Below are 17823 nucleotides of genomic sequence, written 5' to 3'. Positions count from 1 at the left end.
ATCCATATGACATTTGTCATCTTTTGCCAATGATTAAGCAGTCCAGCCACAACTACTGGATAGTAAATGTACATATATTAAATTCAAGCCTCCGGCAAGGGATGCTGAGGGCCAATAATGCATAAAACTACCTTGCATATCCCCCTCAAACTTTTATTTATATTGTCTTCTGCGAAAGTTTTTTAAATATAATACCTATAGAGGGATAGCCAGAAATAAAAACAAGAATATATATAACCAACGCCCAACACCTGACCCCATGAATACCATTTAGACTAAGAAGTACAATTTTTTGATAGACGCATTAGAGAAAACAGCACTAGACAATCACTAGAACCAGCAGCTCCATTTACCACACCCTTCACCTTAATGGTACGTACGTGCACCTTAGGCGATAGGTGGTCAGTACTTACCCACATCTTTGACCAATCAAACAGCAACAAAATAATTAAAACACTGTGGCTCAAAGGAAAATTTTACGAGAAAATACCATCAATGGACATCATCAACACATAAGAAACGGAGATTAATACAGCAGTGAAAAAAGTAGTTTGCTATTTTTTATTTCACCTTATTAGCTACAACTGTCTAGCAGAAGACAAAGATATGATCCCCCCTCTCTCCCCTGGGGAGGGTTATGCTATTTTACCATTATCAATACATGGAACCCCACCTAAATCGGTAAAACTACAAGATCCAAAATCATTCGGGAAAAGCTATATCTTCAAAAGCCCCGCAACAGGAAATAACTTCAAGATTATAAAATTACCCGCCGGAAACTATAGGTGGACAAAAGTTATTGCAAACAGGAGCTACCTCTTCAACCTAAAAGAGAAACAATTCGACCTGATCATACATGAAGGCGCTATTAACTATGGAGGACATCTTACTATAGATATAAATTGGACATTCGGAACAGCTACATTTGATTACCTTAACCGGAGCTCCGAAACGATAGAAGAGTTAGAGAACTGCTGCCAAAAACTCCTAGAGCAGCACCCACTCACATTCACAGGAAACACAAAAGATCCGTTTATTAAGTTCTACCTGGAAACCATTCAGATGGATTCAACCAAATGAAAGAGTTATTGTTTACACTTTCCGTTCTAATGTCATCGCTCGTACTTGCAGGATTGCCAGAAGATAGCAAAGCCTCTCCTGAAAAAACTCTTGAGATCGCAAAAAAATTCTTTAAGGCAAGCCAAGTCACAAAAATTAAAGTCTCCCCCAACGGAGAGAATGTTGCAATCATGAGGAATTCCGGAGAGACAATACAAATCTCACTCCTAAATACAAAATCCTTCAAAGAAAAGCTAATCCTTCAGTATGCTACTAATGACTCCCTGGAGGTTATTGATTTTAATTGGATAGATGATAACTCTATCCTTAGCGACACATTTACAAAAGGAAAGGGTTGGGATTTATTCTTAAGTAAGTTAACCTTCAAAAGTTCACAAGTAGTATCCGTTGAAAACAAGCGATTCCTTGAAAACGCCTTTTTGGTAGATCCCCTCCCAGACTCTGAAAATCAATTTCTAATCGCAAAATGGAGAAACGAAAAAACTGGTATATACAAAATTGATATCTCAGAAAAAAATTTTCATAGACAATTACGAAAAGAGTTTAGATTAAACAGGAGGGGGCCAGATACACCATACTGGCTAACTAATGCGAAAGGGCGGTTATCTATTGGATATTCACTCAACAAAGCGGATTCAAAAAATGAAATTTGGGCCCGGCGCCCTAATGGAAGAAAGTGGGAAATTATATGGGAAGGGCCGGAGGATATAACATTCACTCCCGTACTAATATCTGAGAATGGCAAAATACTACATGTCCTTTCAAACGAGAAAGATAACTTCGTTAGTTTATATAGATACAGCATCCCAGAGAAAAGGTATCTTGATAAAATATATGGACACCCGAATACAGATATTAACTCTGCAATCATAAGCCCAAACAAGGATGGTATATTGGGTGTTTCCTTTATTGAGAGTGGTTTCCATAAACATGAGTACTTGATGGAGGTAGAAGCCGTTCTTAAGGGGGAACTAGAACTTTCAGTTGAAGAATCGAAAGCTTATATTGTTGATTTTAACCAAGATAAAACTATCGCGGTAGTTCAAACTTCTAGTGCTACCGACCCAGGCTCTTATCACCTGCTAAATAGAAAATCTAATGAGCTAATTAAGTTTGCATCTATAGCTCCATGGCTCAAAGAATTTAAACTCTCCGAAACTCAAATAATAAAATCAACATCAATTGACGGGCAGATTATTGAATCATACTTGACATTACCAACCTCAGATGGCACAACTCGACCACCATTGATCGTATTACCGCATGGCGGACCGATCTCAATAAGAGATACCAGGCATTTTAATGCCCATACTCAATACCTGGCCACACTAGGTTACGCAGTACTACAACCTAACTATCGAGGCTCTTCCGGATACGGAAAGAAATTTGAAAATCAAGGGATGCGTCAATGGGGACGCCTAATCGAGAATGACATTTATTCAAGTGTCGAAGAGGTTATCAACCAAAAGCTGGTGGAACCAAGTAAAATTTGTATTTATGGAATTAGCTATGGAGGTTATTCAGCTCTAATTTCTGCTATTAATCGTCCAGACCTATTTAAGTGCGCTGCTTCCTACGCTGGAGTTACCGACTTACCATTGCTTTTTAGCAATAACGATTTAACTGGAGACGAAAGACGAAATAACTTCATCGAAAAAATTATTGGTGACCCTGATACCGACATAGATACACTTATGGAGTACTCTCCTGTTTACCAAGCTCACAGGGTAAAAATACCAATATTTATAGCACAGGGTAAAAAGGATAAAGTTGTTGACCAGGAACACTTTAACAGAATAAAAAAAATTCTTGATGCTCACGATATAAATTACGATAGCATGCTACTAGAGGATGAAGGTCATGGATTTCATTACCTTAAAAGCACAACTTCTTTTTACACCAAATTAGATTCATTTTTTCGAGAATCACTTCAGCTTGAGCCCTTACAGTAGCAGCCCAACTTAGCAATGATAGCCTGGCACCCCGCTCCGGGCTATCACTAAGCACAGAGCAATAATAACAAAAAACAACATCAACCTAACACACCAAATCAGCTCAACAAAACACAGAAATCAACCATAACTATCTACAATCACACACCAATCGTAGAATCTCTAAAATTAATAAATTTAAAAATATAGAAAAACACAATTAACCCAGCCTTTTATAATCAACGACATCCACTCACTGAGTATTTGCACGCCCCAACGCACATTTTCATAAAGCTCAACTAAAGATAAGAAATAGTAGATGATTGAGTTCAAAATAGAAAATTTTACACCATTAAGTCACCCAGGGTGGCCAACCCTAAGATACTAATTGATGCAATTTTTTAAGCTGTAGACATAAAAAAAACACACTTCGCTCTTAACAGCACCACAGTACGTCAATTCTGTTTCTACCCTTCCTGCGACAAAACAATCCGATACTTAGCCTTACCAGATTTCAAATGCTCAAATGCCGCTTCTATCTGGCTCATTGGGAAAATCTCTATCTCAGGTTTAATCTTATGATGCGCCACAAACTCAAGCATAGTTTCGATGGTACCAGGGCTGCCGACTGGAGATGCTGAAATTGAGCGCTGCCCAAATAACAAGGGGAATAGAGTAAATTGGATTGGGTTAGTTACAGCTCCAACAAAGTGTAAACGCCCTTTTGGTTTCAAAGCCTGGATATACAAATCCCAATCAAGACTGACATTCACAGTCGACAGAATAAAATCAAAGCTCATTGCCGCCGCTTGAATCTCTGCGGGGTCGCGGGAGTTCAGTGTTTTATGAGCACCGAGAGCTAAGGCTTCTTTGCGTTTTTCCTCGCTGGAAGTAAACGCGGTAACTTCACATCCCCAGGCATGGAAAAACTTCAAGGCAAGATGGCCCAACCCACCAATACCAATCACAGCCACTTTGTCAGTGGGTTTGATACCAAATTGGACCAATGGATTGAATACGGTAATACCCGCACATAAAATGGGGCCGGCCGATGCATAATCCACACCATCAGGGATAACAACCAGGCTACTCATATCCGCCCTGGTTTTATCGGCAAAGCCTCCATTGGTGAGTATGGTGAACTTTGCCTCTCTACATAAGTTGAGGTCACCAATTCGGCAAGTATGGCATGTCTCACAGTAGCCTGAATTCCACCCCAATCCAACCACCGTACCCTTTTTAAGATGAGCTACTTGCTCCCCCATCGCGGTTACACGGCCGATGACTTCGTGACCGGCAACCATAGGGTACTGTCCAATACCCCATTCATTTTCAATCATGCTCAAGTCACTATGACAGATGCCACAGTACATGATTTCCAGTTCAACTTCTGTTGCGCCCAAATCTCCTGCTGCAATTTGGTAGGTCTTAAATGGACCGCCGGCCTCTAAGACTGCATAGGCATTAATAGTTGATGCAGTAGACATGGCGGGCTCCTTGAAGAAAAGGAAATCACAAATGACCTTAAAAGTTTAGACGCCATTCAGCTGTAGACTTTATTGCACCCTTACAATTTTATTTTCTAGAAACTAGTGGCCCTACTATCCAGGGAGCCTCTGAATAATTCCGTGATGCCTCTGGCATGCAGAGCGGTTCACAATCAAGGCGCGACTTCGCAGGAATGTCTAGACCTTTCAAGAAGTTGCAACGCGGAGTGTGAATCGCTCTGCATGCCCCGAAGGGCGGGCCTTGAAGGCCGCAGCTGTTGCGTTGCAGCTCTTGCAAAGGGCTACGGCCATTCGCGGCGAGCTGCGCCTAACATCTGCAGCCTTCAAGACCCGCAGAGGCATTACGGAATTATTCAGAGGCTCCCTAGCACAGAAATTAAAAGTGTTAACCGGGAGAAAGTAAAAGATTGAAATTAAAGCTGTAAAACAGAAAAAAGGCCGGGGGTACTTCCCCCGGCCAGTGCCAAGTCCTGTGAGGTTGCTGAATAGCAGAGGACTGATGAGAAATTGGACCGCAGTTTTACGCAGAAGATCAATTCAACACTCGATATCCGCGACCAACCAGGCAATTCTTGATGATGTAGGTTGCCTCAGAGCTCGCACTACCCGCCCCTGACAAGCCCCCAACAAGCGCGCCGGCACCGGCTCCGGCTACCGCAGCACGCCCGCTGTCACCGACTATTGCACCGAGCGCACCACCTACTACAGCACCACCCGCAGCACCGGCAGCTGTTCTGCGCCCTTGGTCACTGTACGTGGAGTAAGCGATTCCCTTACACTCTGCAAGGTCCGCTTGATACTGATTCATGTTAACGCCCCAGGTATCGATAACGATTCCACCGGCACCGGGAACCTGCTCTGGCTGATTCGCACAACCGTAAAGCAGCGACATCATAATTCCAGCAGTTACAGAAATAGCAGTCTTCATCAAACACCCCATATCGCTTTCGCCACAGGATAGTGAGCTTGTCACGCTTTTCTTCTTTAGGTTTAGCTGCTGGTAGAACTTGACGCCAGTCTGGCGCCTAAAAATGAATGACCCGCTGGGCAACAAATCCAACAGGCGTAAATAGTGTTGTAGCTATTAGTGGAGGGCGCCTTTTATCTATGGATCTGCAGGTTGGGTTCCTGTAGGCAGAATTGAATATTGGTAAAACACTTCTAATTCTTGAGATTTCGCTTGTGGATCGAGGATATTTACTATGCCCTTAAAACTCTTTAATCGCCGACTCTCTGTATCGTAAGTGAGATTTAAGTCCTCTACGAAAAGGCGGATAAGAGGCTGGGAAACATCTACTCGTATACAAGTATTTTCACCTGCCGCTTGATTACAGGATACTGCCCTAGCGCGCAGCATTATCGATCGACCATGCAGTGGCGAAGCAAAATTGAATTTAAGAGTTTTTCCTGAAGACAATAAGTCCCAGTGGTCACGCACATAAGTATCAAAGCCTGCATCAACTACATCAACACTTCGTGCCTCTCGCAAACTTACTTTCCAGGCTTCGTCCTCGTTGGCTCTATAGCGCATCATCCACTGGCCGTCATCCCAAAGGACTTCACGGACTTCGCCGTGCCTCCGATCTATTTGAGTGACGCTAGGTAAGGCACTGCGACCAGCTGCGGGGCCACTTCGCTCTCGAAGAGTTTTCTCTGCTATCAAATCACCCTGGGGTGCATAGTAGAAAACAGTTATTTTGCCATTATCTTGCGAAGTATAATATTCGCAGTACTGCAACTGTTGATTATCCGGATCATAGGCCAAACCTTTGACCAGGAAAGGCCCTTCATAGTGACAGTTATTTCCGGCAATAGCCGACATCGCAATAAATTCAAGCATTGCTCACCTCTTTTTGACAAATCTTTCTTGCCAAATAGGCAAACAACGGCAGGATGCAGGCCCAAATTACACTTAGTGTTCCCAGGGATTGCCACAAGGGCCTGTGCAATTCCACAGTGCCATTTAGGAATGCACCGGTAAAGTAACTAAACGGTCCAAAAAAACCACCCAGGATTACCGCCAGCCATAGATTTTTCTGTAAGAAGACCAAACTGTATCGTAAGGTCATGGCAAAGTTCAACCACAGGCAGATCAGCCATAAGGGAGGCCAGGAGGAGCCGCTGTCATTTCGCATCACCCCCAAATGAAACAAGATAGAGTCTATAGACACTCCAAAGATAAACACCCCCGCCAACCAAAGCGGTTCCCTGGGCAAATTGGCGATATAGCGTAAATGTACAAAGAGGTTCACCAGAGTAAAGGGAACCACCAACCACACCTTGGCCACTATGACGCACAGTGGCCAGGCGATATCGAAAAGTAAGGCATTAGCGACAAAACGCCACATGCAGGAGAGCCTCTGGTTGATTCCGTAATATCCTTGGATTGCAAACTCTTAAAAGGTTTAAACAATTCCCTGAAATCACGCCTTGATCCTGAGCCATTCTGAAAATCAAACACATCACAAGATTAACCGGAGAGACTCTAGAAGTTTCCCAGATATCGCGGTTTGGCAAACACAAACTGGGCAGTACCAATCACTCGCTGCAGAAATCCTCCTTCGCAGTAGCATAAGTAGAATTCCCACATACGGATAAAGCGCTCATCAAAACCCAACTCACGAACTTTGGATATTCGTTCAAAAAATGCTTTGCGCCAGTCATTTAAAGTGCGGGCGTAATGGGCCGTGATATCTTCTAGTCCCACAATCTGCATATCTGTTGAGTTGCTAATATGGTTCGCAATAACCTGATTAGACGGCAGGCAGCCACCAGGGAAGATATATCGCTGGATAAAGTCGACCTCTTTACGATACTCGTGGTAGCGCTGGTCGCGAATGGTGATTGCCTGCATCACCATCAAGCCATCTTCTTTGAGTAATTCGCTACAACCAGCGAAGAAGGTCTTGTGAAATTCGTGCCCTACTGCCTCCACCATTTCAATCGATACAATTTTATCGTACTTACCTCGCAGGTCCCGATAGTCTTGTAATAAAAGAGTTATCTGATCCTCTAACCCCTCATGCTTCACCCATTGACGGGCATAGTCATATTGCTCTTGGGAAATTGTAGTAGTTGTTACTTTACAGCCATAGTACTTGGCAGCATGAATGGCCATCCCCCCCCACCCAGTACCAATCTCAAGGAGGTGATCGGAGGGTTTTAACTTTAGCTTTCGGCAGATCAGTTCCAGTTTGTGATTAGAGGCTTCAAACAGGGTTGCATTTTCAGACGGGTAGACCGCAGATGAATACAGCATGGTCCTGTCCAAAAACAACCGAAAAAATTCATTGCCCAGGTCATAGTGTGCAGAAATATTCTTGCGTGAGCCATTGCGGTTATTCGCATTCAACTGATGTAACCAGCGCAGGCCTAATCGGGGTAAATAGCTCCAACGACTATCGATACCTTCCACCAGTTCCATGTTGTCCACCATCAGGCGAATCAGGTCCACGGTATTGGTTGAGGTCCAGGCGCCCTGCATAAAGGCTTCTCCAGAACCAATGGTTCCGTTTAATAGCACCTGTATATAGCTGGATGGATCATGTACGCAAATATGTGCCGAGATCTCTGCTTCTTCTGGCCTCTGGCCAAAGTGGTAACACTGCTCCCCCTCTTCAATTAGCAAGTGGCCACGATCAATACCCTTGAGTTTTTCCAACACCAGCTTGCGGGCCAGGCGAACGAGCCAGGACTGTGCCGATACTTCTGATTTTGACGACGAAGCCTGATCAACTTCCTGAACTGCTCTCATAGTTGTTTATCTCCTGCCTGAACCTCGGCGTCGTCGCTAGGATGCGAAAATACCGGGATACGCTTGACCCATAATTTCAGTGCCTGCCAATAAATGGCGGCTATAACTTTTACGGTCATCAAGGGGTACTGGATCAATATTGAATTAAGCGATCGGCCGCTAATTTCGCAGCGCTGTAAACTCAGGGTTGCATCAAACATTGGGCGAGTGCCATCTTCTGTATCATCGGCACTCGCATCAAAATTTTGCAGGTAGGCTGTCAGCTTTTCTCCAGGTTTTGTCCCCCTCCATCGATACCCTTGGGCCATGGGCATAAAAGGCGAGACATGAAATGTTTTTGCGAAGGTCGCTTTTTGCAACTTGGTATTATTACGGCAATCCAAAACATAGCTGTGACGCTCTTTCCAGGGAGTATTGTGCACATCCAGGAGCAGCCAATCCACATTCTGTCCCTCAGCATCGAAACAATAGTAAACACTGAGCGGATTCATGTTGTAGCCAAAGTAGCGCCAATTGGCCAGCAAGCGAATAGGCCCGGAAGGCTGCTCTCCCACTTCCTCCTCCACCCGCTGTCGAACCGCCTCATCAAGACTGAGGGATTCATCGCCAAAAAAATCACTACGACAAAATCTCGCAGGTGCCCGCCGCTGGGAGGACCAAAGAGGTGAAAGCTGGCAAATGGCTTCCACCTCTGCCAGATCGACGTACATCATAAAAACCTGGTAGCGAAACTGATGAGCTCTGGGCGCAAAGCGCCGGTGCTCCAACCACCCGGTATAAATCGCACTTTCCATGATACCGGCCTCCTTACCAGTCAACACCCAACCCCCGAGCCACTCGCAACGCACTCGTTACACCGTCTTCATGAAATCCATTTGCCCAGTAAGCGCCGCAGAACCAGGTGCGGTTAACACCATTAATACTATCCCACTGCTGTTGCGCTCGCGTTCCGGCCACAGAAAACTGAGGATGGGCGTACTCAAAACGACCGAGCACAGACTTGGGATCGATACGCTCTTCGGCATTCAGGGTGACACAATAGGTTTTCTCGGTATTCAAGCCCTGAAGTATATTCATGTTGTATGTCAAAACAGGCAGTGCATCCTGTTCACTGCGCAATTGGTAATTCCAACTCGACCAACTGCGACGGTGACGGGGTAGCAAGGTGCTGTCTGTATGCAGGACCACGGCATTTTTTGCATAGGGTATAGCCCCCAGGATTTTTTGCTCACTGCCGCTGGGGTCGGTCAAACATTGAAGGGCCTGATCGGAATGGCAAGCGAAAACAACGGCATCAAACTCCAGATTTTCCCCTGCAGCGGTGCGAACATTCACACCTTCTCGACAGCGTTGCACGGCCTCAATGGGCGTAGATAAGCGAATTTTATCTGCGAAAGATTGTATTAACGGATCAATATATTCACGCGACCCACCCTTAATTACTCGCCACTGTGGGCGGCGCACCAGGTTGAGCAAGCCGTGATTGACAAAGAAGCGGACAAAGAAACTGACAGAAAACTCCAGCATTTGCGCCACACTGGCAGACCAGATAGCAGAGCCCATAGGTACCAAATAGCGATTGGCGAATTCTGCGGAGTAACCGTTCGCAGGTAGATACTCACCCAGAGTCAATGTCTCGCTCAGCCTCCCCTCCTGCCAGTCGCGGAGGGCATTGCGGTTAAAGCGCACTATGTCCCAGAGCATACGCCAGTGCCCGGCGCTGACGATGTTCGAGCGCTGTGCAAACAGGCTGTTGAGATTGTTACCCGCATATTCAAACCCCTCCTGATCGCAGCGCACACTAAAGCCCATGGAGGTGGGTTGGGATTGAACTCCCAGCTCTTTAAGCAAGCGAATAAAATTCGGATAGGTCCAGTCGTTGTATACAATAAAGCCAGTATCCACTGCTAACCGGCGTTCCCCCTCGTCAATATCAACCGTAGCGGTATGCCCTCCCAGGCGCGCCTGTGCTTCAAACAGGGTGACATCGTACTTTCGATTCAATAGATAAGCGGCAGTAAGACCGGCAATGCCGCTGCCAACAATAGCAATTCGCATCAATTCTTCCTTAGTGTGCGGATTCTTGTCATTTTGGGTACGCAAAAACGGAACCAGATTGAGCTGAAAAAACCCAGAAACCGCAGAGGCCAGCTGAGCCGCTTGGGAAAATCGACTGTGTGCCCAACGCCACAGAGCCCCTGTTCAATACGCTCGGCAGCCTGCTCTGGAGTCATTAAAAAAGGCATGTCAAAGTCATTGCGCTGGGTAAGGCGGGTGTCGACAAACCCCGGGCGAATGTGGACCACTCGAAGTGGAGTAAGGCTGGTATCGGCGCGCACCGACTCCAGAAAATAAGCCACCGCCGCTTTGGAACTGCCATAGGCTTCGGCGCGGGGAAAAGGTACCACTGACGAGAGACTGCCGAGCGCAGCAAATACCGGAGACCGGCTTGCGGCTAACAGTGGCTGCGCGCACTTCAAGGTATTCACCAAGGCAAAGAAATTGCCATCAAAAACCCGCCGGTACATGGTGACATCCAATTGAAGGTCGTCGTCATATTCACAGGTACCAGCGCAAGCAATCACCATATCCAGGTGATCTGTGAAGTCCGCTAATCGCCGAGTAACACCCGGCATCACCGCATCATCACTAAGATCACAATCCAAAACCCTGAGGCGACTGGGGGCTATGTTCTGTAACTCCGTCAGCGCATCGAGCCTGCGACTGCTGGCAATCACAAAATTATTCTGCTCCACCAGGCGCAATGTAAGCGCGCGCCCAATACCCGAGCTAGCACCTGTGATCCAGATGGTTTTATCGCGAATCCCCTGGGACACTTAGTTGCGCTCCATTCGCGACTTAATAAAACCTATGCAGGAGCCCAATACCGGCACCTGCTCGTAGACCATGGCACCCATATCGTAAAAGTCCTCGTGGTAGTGAATCTTATCGGTGTAACGCAACAGGCTACAGCCACGAAGTTGTAATGGGCGTCCACCTTTGAGTGATTGGTGTCGGTAGTGCATGGTCCACGAAAGGCAAGCGCTGCCCTCGCCCACCACCGGCAGATCATCAAATTGGAAGCGGCACTGGGTAAGCCCCCTACTCATTCCCGCAAAGTAACTCTTTAGAGCAGGCAATCCCTCTATCCGATGCAACGGGTCACAAAAAATGACATCGTCGCTATATAGTGATCCAAGGCTGCCAGTTTCCTGCATCAAGAAGTCTTTGTAGTACTCCTCTAGCTCCTCAATCAACGCGCTCATCATCGGATTCCTTACTGTTCTAGCTGCAGATAAATACGCCACACCCCATCGGGTGGATCACCGCTCAATAAAAGGTAGGCCAGAGTGATCCAGTTATGCCCTCTCTGCGTAAGTAGTTATCAGACAACTTGGAAGTCTCCCCCTGAGAGTCTGTTGCAGAATGTGGTACACGGATGTACCACAACAGCTCCCAACTCTAATTTCCAGACATGCTTGATTGCGTGAGTATCGACAACGACAGAAAGACCGTTAACATGGCGCATAGCCCCCAAGCAAAAAGTGAAATACGCCCGGTGAAACTGCCACAAAGAGAGGACCAGGACTGGAGTGCCCTGCTGACGCGAGTCGGTGCGGAGCGTGATCGCCAGTCCTTTGAGCAGCTCTTTCACCACTTTGCCCCACTAATTAAGGGTTTCCATCACAGCCGCACCACCCAGGCAATTAGCGCTGAAGCCGCCGATGAGCTGGTGCAGGAAACCCTGTTTAAAGTCTGGCGCAAGGCCCCCAGCTTCGATGCCAGTAAGGCTTCTGCCAGCACCTGGATATTCACCATTATGCGCAACACTCGTATCGACATGTTGCGCCGCAACGGGCGTCATCAAAACGCCGAGATTATTGAAGCCATGGATGTTTGGGATGAAACCCCCGAACACCAACCGTTGATATTTCTACAGAGAAGACGCAACGAAAAGGAAGTTGCGGAAGGCCTACACAGCCTGCCAGCAGAACAGAGCCACGTCTTGGAAAAGGCGTATATGGAGGGAAAATCCCACAGTGAGATATCCAAGGAGCTGGAATTACCATTGGGCACGGTAAAGTCCCGCGTGCGACTGGCCCTAAAGAAGTTACAAGCGAGGTTGGCCAAGTAGGTTTAGTATGATTCGCCACCACCCCGATAAAAATTTACTCCTTGAATACGCTTCCGGCAGCCTGCCCAAAGGCGCCAGCCTGGTCGTTTCCGCCCATATACAAATGTGTGCCGAGTGTCGCGCTCAATATCAAACCATGAACACCCTGGGTGGCTCCATTCTGGAGTCCTGTGCACCACAGGCCGTAAACGATGAGGCTTTCCAACGCCTGATGGGACGTATTGATCAGGCAGCTAAACCGGCGCAACAAGTGGCTCCCGAGAGATCCAAATCCACAGAGCCCATGCTGGCGGATGCGCCGCCAGTCGTGCACAAGCTGCTGGAAAAAAATCCCCCGATCAAATGGAAAACTATCGCGCCCGCCTTAAAAATGTGTCGACTAAAAACCGGGCAGGATCAATATGAAGTGAGCTTTCATCGCCTGAGTTGTGGCGGCAAAGTAGCAGAGCACGATCACCGGGGCTACGAACTCACCCTGGTTTTGTACGGCAGTTTCTCTGATAGCGATGGTGTTTATAGTCCTGGGGACTTTCTGTTGCGGGAACCCGGCGACGTGCACCGCCCGACGGTCACAGAAGATCAAGAGTGCCTGTGCTTCTCTGCGGTACAGGCACCGGTGGCGATTACCGGTGTCAGCGGCTGGTTGCTAAACCGCCTTATCCCGTTTCGTCCGGGCTGACACCGATTAAAAGAGCTGCGGCGTCTAGGACGCCGCCAGAGAAGTCGGCTCTTGCTCCCCATCCACAAATACTGCAGAAAGCTCATCCCAACGATCGCTGACCGCCGCGAATTTTTCCTCGCGCACATGGCCATAGCCACGCACTTGAAGGGGGATTTCGAGCAGCTCTTGTGCCTCTGACAGGTTTTCGCCGGACAGATGCGCGGCCACGCTATCAACTGCTTTGGCCACCTGTTGGGCCCAGCGCCGTTCAGCACGGCGCTCCTGGGTGTAACCGAAGACATCCAGTGCAGTACCGCGAAGCACTTTACCCTTAGCCAACAGCGGCATCAGCTTGCCCATCCAGGGGCCAAACTGCATTTTGCGTACGCGACCACTGCTATCGGGGCGAGCAAGAAGCGGCGGCGCCATATGGAATTTCAGGGTGTAGTCGCCGCTGAATGTCTCACGTAGCTGTCGCTTGAAATCTTCACCGGTGTAGAGGCGCGCCACTTCGTACTCATCTTTATAAGCCATCGCTTTATAAAGGCTGCGCGCACCCATACGGGTAAGATCGCCCCGAGCAGCTGGCAGTGAGGATTCTGCTTTGCGCAGCGCCTCTATATGGCGAAGGAATTCTGCCGCATAGGCCGGGCTTTGATAGTCGCGAAGCTCTGCTGCCAATCGCTCCAGCAACTGCTCCACCGACTCCTCAGGCTCCACCAATTTCACCGGCTTGGCCGGCACTGCCAATTGCTCGATCGCTTTAGGATTCTCCGCCAGCAAACGGCCAGCGCGGAAAGCGCGCAGGTTGTTCTCTACCGCCACGCCATTGAGTTCGATGGCCCGCTCCAGGGCCGCTTCACCGATTGGCAGCAGTCCTTTCTGGCAGGCAAAACCCATAATCATCAAGTTACTGGCTACGGTATCGCCAAACAGTGCCTGGGCATATTTATTCGCATCAAAGGCAAAATATTCTGCACACAGAGACTCAATACTCTGTTGGGTCGCATCGGCAGGGAATGCCAGCTCGTTGTCGCGAACAAAGGCCGCTACCGGTACTTCAGCAGTATTTACCAGGGCACGCATTTCGCCGGTGGCAAATTTGGTTCGCTGGCCAGCGGCGGTGACCATATCGCAACCCAGTAACAACTGCGCCGCGCCATCGCGAATACGAGCGGTGGTAATCGCCTCGGGGTTTTCTCCCACTTTCACATGAGCCACTACGGCGCCATTTTTTTGTGAGAGTCCGGTAAAGTACAAAGTTGTACTGCCCTTCTCTTCCAGGTGCGCCGCCATACCCAGCAGTGCCGCCACGGTAAGTACACCACTGCCACCAATGCCGGCCACCAAAATACTGAGTGGCTGGGCCAGAGTCGCGACCGGCGCAGAAGGTAATCCGGCAATAGCCACGTCTAAGGCATCCGCCAGGGACTGCACCGGGGGCTTTTTCAGTTCTCCCCCTTCTACAGTGACAAAGCTCGGGCAGAAACCATCGGCACAGCGCATATCCTTGTTGCAGCTGGACTGATTGATCTGACGCTTGCGCCCCAACGGGGTTTCCAGCGGCTCCACGGCAATACAGCTGGACTGAACACTGCAATCGCCACAGCCTTCGCAGACCCGGTGGTTAATCAGCAGTCGCTGGGATGGATCGACCATCTGTTTTTTCTTGCGGCGGCGGCGTTTCTCGGCCGCACAGACCTGCTCATAAATAATCGCCGTCACACCGGCAGTTTCCCGCAGGCGACGCTGCACGGCGTCCAGCTCAGAGCGGGGAAGAACTTCTACGGCAGTGGGCAGTTGGCTGCGGTGTTCACGCCAGTGGTCGGGGTTCTCAGTCAAAAGAACGACTGTGCCAACTCCCTCGGCCAGCAACTGTGCAGCCAGGGACGGAGCATTAACTTCGCCATCGGCGGGTTGGCCACCGGTCATGGCCACCGCATCGTTCAGAAGAATTTTGTAGGTGATATTCACCTGGCTCGCCACGGCCTGGCGAATGGCCAATAGCCCAGAGTGGTTGTAGGTTCCATCGCCCATATTCTGGAAAATATGCTCGGCGCTGGAGAAACGGTGCAGGCCCACCCATTGGGCACCCTCGCCTCCCATATGGGAATAGGTATCGGTGCGCAGGCCTTTACCCAAAGCCATAATATGACAGCCAATACCGGCACTCCCCAAACTGCCTTCTGGCAATTTGGTGGAAGTGTTATGAGGACAACCTGCACAGAAAATGGGTTCACGAGCCAACAAGCCCTGAGCCTTTGCAGCGACATTGCCCCCCAGTTTTTCTGCCAGGGGAATCAGCTGTGCCGCCAGTTCAGTATCCACCAGCCAGCGGGCAATGGCCTTGGCCACCTGATCCGGGCCAAAGCCCCACACTGCCGGCAACAGGTCCTTGCCATCCAGGTCTTTCTTGCCGACTACCTTCGGACGATAGCTATCTTCCCAACCGTAGAGCAGGTTTTTCAGCTGATCCTCCACCAGGGGACGCTTCTCCTCGACTACTAGCAAGCGCTCCATGCCCTTGGCGAACTCACTGATGCCCCTAGGCTCCAGCGGCCAGGACATCGCCACTTTATAGATGGAGATGCCTGCTGAGTTCAGATCTGCCTCTGATAAGTTGAGCAGTTTCAAAGCCTCAAGCAAATCACCGTGGGCCTTACCCACCGTTACAATCCCGAAGCGTTTTCGCTCCGCACTGTGGGTGGTTTTATCCAGGCGGTTGGCATAGGCGAATGCCTTGGCTGCGGGCAAACGCTCCTCCAGCATACGGCGCTCGTACTCGAGGCGCTCGGCAGGCCAATTCAGGTGGGGATCGTAGTTCAGGCCGTGTGGCGGGATTGGGAAGTCAGCTGGAATTGTAAACTGGGGCAACTCCGGCACAATCAAGGAAGCACCGGCCTCTACAGTTTCAGTAATTGCCTTAAAACCCACCCACAAGCCCGAAAAACGGGATAAGGCAATACCCGCGAGGCCCAGGGTCAGGTACTCATCAATGGAGGACGGAAATATCAGCGGCATCATTACCGACTCAAAAATCTGGTCGGTATTGTGGGAAAACATGGAGGATTCTGCAGTATGGTCATCCCCACACAACGCCAAAACACCACCTAGTTTTGAGGTGCCCTGAATATTGGCTTGGCGGAAAACATCTGCGGTGCGATCTACACCGTGGCCCTTGCCATACCAAATAGAAAAGACGCCGTCTTTCGTTGCCTGCTGGCGATAGTGATCCAGCAACTGGGTGCCCCAAATATTGGTCGCCCCCAGGTCTTCATTAATCCCCGGCTCAAAATGGATTTCCCGCTCGGCCAACAGCTTCTTGTGCCGCCACAAGGCCTGGTCGTAACCGCCCAATGGGGAACCGCGATAACCGGAAACAAAGCCAGCTGTATTGAGGCCCGCCAGCTCATCCATGCGCTTTTGCATTAAGGGCAAACGAACCAGGGCGTCAATTCCGGTTAGGAATACACGGCCGGATTCACGGGTAAAAGCCGCTTTCAGCGAATACTCGCTATCAAAGCCCAATTCCTGATCGCCTTCGACCATTGCCATGGGTACCACCTATTTTATCTTTATTGCTTTATTGCTTTCATCACTCCAGTTCTCGACGCCAGTAACATGTCGCGAAAATATTCGCGGCATCTCCCGAGTTACAGCAGAACAGACCAGAGCTGTTTAATAGCGCTAAAATTAACACTGCCCGGCAGAGCAGGTCATACCAAAATTGGCCCAACTCAGGCATAATGCCGCCATAACTCGCTAAAGATGACCAGCTACTGGCAACAAATCACTCAAAATGAAGTATTTTGGGGGATACAACGGAAAGGAGATGCCCTCTTATGGTGCTCGCCTCTGGCCTTCACACTCTGTGTGACTAAATAAGCGCCAAAGGTTCAGCTTTTTGAGAGGCATAGCCTGGAACTGATCAGGGGATATTAGTTTCCGCCCGTTTACAGCTAACCAGTATCAACCGGTTGGGCAACGTACCCATTAGCGGGAAATTAATAAAAAACGAGAAGGTCTCACAAAAGATGCGCAGTATAGGAAGCTACTGCCATAACAAACCAAAAAAAACCATGTACGCAATGCACACAATTTACCGGAGAACGCTGGGAAGCAAAGATTCACTGGCAGGTTGATGATTAGCAGCCGGCGATACCGGCGTACGTTCAGAGAGATGAGATACGGAATATAACCATGGCCTATTTACTGGATGCCATCGACAAGAAAATTCTGGAAATCCTTCAACAGGATGCCACCATTCCAAATATTGAGCTTGCAGAAAAAGTCTGCCTCTCACCCTCCCCCTGTTCACGGCGGGTTAAAAATCTAAACGAGCAAGGGTTTATAAAACGCGCAGTTACCCTGCTTGAACCGGAAAAGGTTGGGTTGCCGGTAAGTGTATTTATCCAGGTTACTCTTAACCACCAAGTGAAAAAAGAGTTGCAGGACTTCGAATCGGTTATCGGCCAATGGCCGGAAGTGATGGAGTGCTACCTGATGACCGGTGATTTCGACTACCTGCTGCGTGTTGTTGTACCCAATTTGCAGGCTTACCAGGAATTCCTGGATAAAAAACTCACTGAGCTCCCTGGCATCGATCATATTAAAAGCAGTTTCTCTTTGAAGCAGGTGCGTTACCGCACTGAGTTGCCGCTGGATCAGTTGCTGGAAAACCAAAGCTGAGCCTTTTTTGACGCCTGCATTCTTGTGGGCGTCTATACAGCTTTGAGTTTATTCACTGGAAAGTA

Annotated in this window: 15 protein-coding genes; 5 read left to right on the top strand and 10 right to left on the bottom strand. The window is 48.7% G+C overall.

Annotated features, from left to right (window positions below; all coding sequences use genetic code 11):
• Positions 1 to 537 precede the first annotated feature (537 nt).
• Positions 538 to 1080 (top strand): hypothetical protein, encoded by a 543-nt coding sequence (locus tag ACG1BZ_RS09090; protein ID WP_413665329.1) that lies wholly within the window; start codon positions 538 to 540, stop codon positions 1078 to 1080.
• Positions 1077 to 3032, top strand: a complete 1956-nt coding sequence (locus ACG1BZ_RS09085; RefSeq protein ID WP_413665328.1) for an alpha/beta hydrolase family protein — start codon at positions 1077 to 1079, stop codon at positions 3030 to 3032. Before ACG1BZ_RS09090 ends, ACG1BZ_RS09085 begins: the two co-directional genes overlap by 4 nt.
• Positions 3033 to 3478: 446 nt before the next feature.
• On the opposite strand, the gene ahr is transcribed toward ACG1BZ_RS09085, so the two are convergent.
• The 9 genes from ahr to ACG1BZ_RS09040 form a co-directional block, all read right to left on the bottom strand.
• Positions 3479 to 4498 carry an NADPH-dependent aldehyde reductase Ahr gene (ahr, locus tag ACG1BZ_RS09080; protein WP_413665327.1) on the bottom strand — a complete coding sequence of 340 codons (1020 nt, stop codon included), beginning with the start codon at positions 4496 to 4498 and terminating at the stop codon, positions 3479 to 3481.
• Positions 4499 to 5051: 553 nt separating this feature from the next.
• On the bottom strand, positions 5052 to 5447 hold the full coding sequence (locus tag ACG1BZ_RS09075; protein ID WP_413665326.1) for a glycine zipper family protein: 396 nt from the start codon (positions 5445 to 5447) through the stop codon (positions 5052 to 5054).
• Between the two features lie 177 nt (positions 5448 to 5624).
• The gene (locus ACG1BZ_RS09070; RefSeq protein WP_413665325.1) at positions 5625 to 6359 is read right to left on the bottom strand and encodes a hypothetical protein; all 735 of its coding nucleotides are present in this window, start codon (positions 6357 to 6359) and stop codon (positions 5625 to 5627) included.
• On the bottom strand, positions 6352 to 6867 hold the full coding sequence (locus ACG1BZ_RS09065) for a DUF2878 domain-containing protein (RefSeq protein ID WP_413665324.1): 516 nt from the start codon (positions 6865 to 6867) through the stop codon (positions 6352 to 6354). The genes ACG1BZ_RS09070 and ACG1BZ_RS09065 overlap by 8 nt, the downstream gene beginning before the upstream one ends.
• Before the next feature lie 137 nt (positions 6868 to 7004).
• On the bottom strand, positions 7005 to 8273 hold the full coding sequence (locus tag ACG1BZ_RS09060; RefSeq protein WP_413665323.1) for a class I SAM-dependent methyltransferase: 1269 nt from the start codon (positions 8271 to 8273) through the stop codon (positions 7005 to 7007).
• Positions 8270 to 9067, bottom strand: coding sequence for a DUF1365 domain-containing protein (locus ACG1BZ_RS09055; protein WP_413665322.1), 798 nt, complete (start codon positions 9065 to 9067; stop codon positions 8270 to 8272). Before ACG1BZ_RS09055 ends, ACG1BZ_RS09060 begins: the two co-directional genes overlap by 4 nt.
• 13 nt (positions 9068 to 9080) lie before the next feature.
• Complete coding sequence (locus ACG1BZ_RS09050) at positions 9081 to 10331, bottom strand: NAD(P)/FAD-dependent oxidoreductase (RefSeq protein ID WP_413665321.1); 1251 nt, start codon at positions 10329 to 10331, stop codon at positions 9081 to 9083.
• Positions 10331 to 11110 carry an SDR family NAD(P)-dependent oxidoreductase gene (locus ACG1BZ_RS09045; protein WP_413665320.1) on the bottom strand — a complete coding sequence of 260 codons (780 nt, stop codon included), beginning with the start codon at positions 11108 to 11110 and terminating at the stop codon, positions 10331 to 10333. Before ACG1BZ_RS09045 ends, ACG1BZ_RS09050 begins: the two co-directional genes overlap by 1 nt.
• Positions 11111 to 11539 carry a nuclear transport factor 2 family protein gene (locus ACG1BZ_RS09040; RefSeq protein WP_413665319.1) on the bottom strand — a complete coding sequence of 143 codons (429 nt, stop codon included), beginning with the start codon at positions 11537 to 11539 and terminating at the stop codon, positions 11111 to 11113.
• A gap of 254 nt (positions 11540 to 11793) precedes the next feature.
• Here ACG1BZ_RS09040 and ACG1BZ_RS09035 point away from each other — a divergent pair, with 254 nt between their 5' ends.
• Positions 11794 to 12408 (top strand): sigma-70 family RNA polymerase sigma factor, encoded by a 615-nt coding sequence (locus tag ACG1BZ_RS09035; RefSeq protein ID WP_413665318.1) that lies wholly within the window; start codon positions 11794 to 11796, stop codon positions 12406 to 12408.
• A 7-nt stretch (positions 12409 to 12415) separates the two neighbouring features.
• Positions 12416 to 13087, top strand: a complete 672-nt coding sequence (locus ACG1BZ_RS09030; protein WP_413665317.1) for a ChrR family anti-sigma-E factor — start codon at positions 12416 to 12418, stop codon at positions 13085 to 13087.
• 24 nt (positions 13088 to 13111) lie between these two features.
• Here the strand turns inward: ACG1BZ_RS09030 and ACG1BZ_RS09025 are convergent, their stop codons facing one another.
• Entirely contained in the window at positions 13112 to 16624 is a 3513-nt protein-coding gene (locus ACG1BZ_RS09025) for an indolepyruvate ferredoxin oxidoreductase family protein (RefSeq protein ID WP_413665316.1), read from the bottom strand.
• Positions 16625 to 17269: 645 nt separating this feature from the next.
• Here ACG1BZ_RS09025 and ACG1BZ_RS09020 point away from each other — a divergent pair.
• Positions 17270 to 17758 carry an Lrp/AsnC family transcriptional regulator gene (locus tag ACG1BZ_RS09020; RefSeq protein ID WP_413665315.1) on the top strand — a complete coding sequence of 163 codons (489 nt, stop codon included), beginning with the start codon at positions 17270 to 17272 and terminating at the stop codon, positions 17756 to 17758.
• Positions 17759 to 17823: the final 65 nt, after the last annotated feature.

The sequence above is a fragment of the Microbulbifer sp. CNSA002 genome, assembly GCF_047324085.1.
Taxonomy (GTDB): Bacteria; Pseudomonadota; Gammaproteobacteria; order Pseudomonadales; family Cellvibrionaceae; genus Microbulbifer.
This window is presented reverse-complemented; position numbering and strand designations above follow the sequence as displayed.

Bases quoted from the DNA above. Each gene is read 5' to 3' on its own strand.
- ACG1BZ_RS09085 (WP_413665328.1), top strand. From the start codon at position 1,077: ATGAAAGAGTTATTGTTTACACTTTCCGTTCTAATGTCATCGCTCGTA.
- ahr (WP_413665327.1), bottom strand. From the start codon at position 4,498: ATGTCTACTGCATCAACTATTAATGCCTATGCAGTCTTAGAGGCCGGC.
- ACG1BZ_RS09075 (WP_413665326.1), bottom strand. From the start codon at position 5,447: ATGAAGACTGCTATTTCTGTAACTGCTGGAATTATGATGTCGCTGCTT.
- ACG1BZ_RS09070 (WP_413665325.1), bottom strand. From the start codon at position 6,359: ATGCTTGAATTTATTGCGATGTCGGCTATTGCCGGAAATAACTGTCAC.
- ACG1BZ_RS09065 (WP_413665324.1), bottom strand. From the start codon at position 6,867: ATGTGGCGTTTTGTCGCTAATGCCTTACTTTTCGATATCGCCTGGCCA.
- ACG1BZ_RS09060 (WP_413665323.1), bottom strand. From the start codon at position 8,273: ATGAGAGCAGTTCAGGAAGTTGATCAGGCTTCGTCGTCAAAATCAGAA.
- ACG1BZ_RS09055 (WP_413665322.1), bottom strand. From the start codon at position 9,067: ATGGAAAGTGCGATTTATACCGGGTGGTTGGAGCACCGGCGCTTTGCG.
- ACG1BZ_RS09050 (WP_413665321.1), bottom strand. From the start codon at position 10,331: ATGCGAATTGCTATTGTTGGCAGCGGCATTGCCGGTCTTACTGCCGCT.
- ACG1BZ_RS09040 (WP_413665319.1), bottom strand. From the start codon at position 11,539: ATGAGCGCGTTGATTGAGGAGCTAGAGGAGTACTACAAAGACTTCTTG.
- ACG1BZ_RS09035 (WP_413665318.1), top strand. From the start codon at position 11,794: ATGGCGCATAGCCCCCAAGCAAAAAGTGAAATACGCCCGGTGAAACTG.
- ACG1BZ_RS09030 (WP_413665317.1), top strand. From the start codon at position 12,416: ATGATTCGCCACCACCCCGATAAAAATTTACTCCTTGAATACGCTTCC.
- ACG1BZ_RS09025 (WP_413665316.1), bottom strand. From the start codon at position 16,624: ATGGCAATGGTCGAAGGCGATCAGGAATTGGGCTTTGATAGCGAGTAT.
- ACG1BZ_RS09020 (WP_413665315.1), top strand. From the start codon at position 17,270: ATGGCCTATTTACTGGATGCCATCGACAAGAAAATTCTGGAAATCCTT.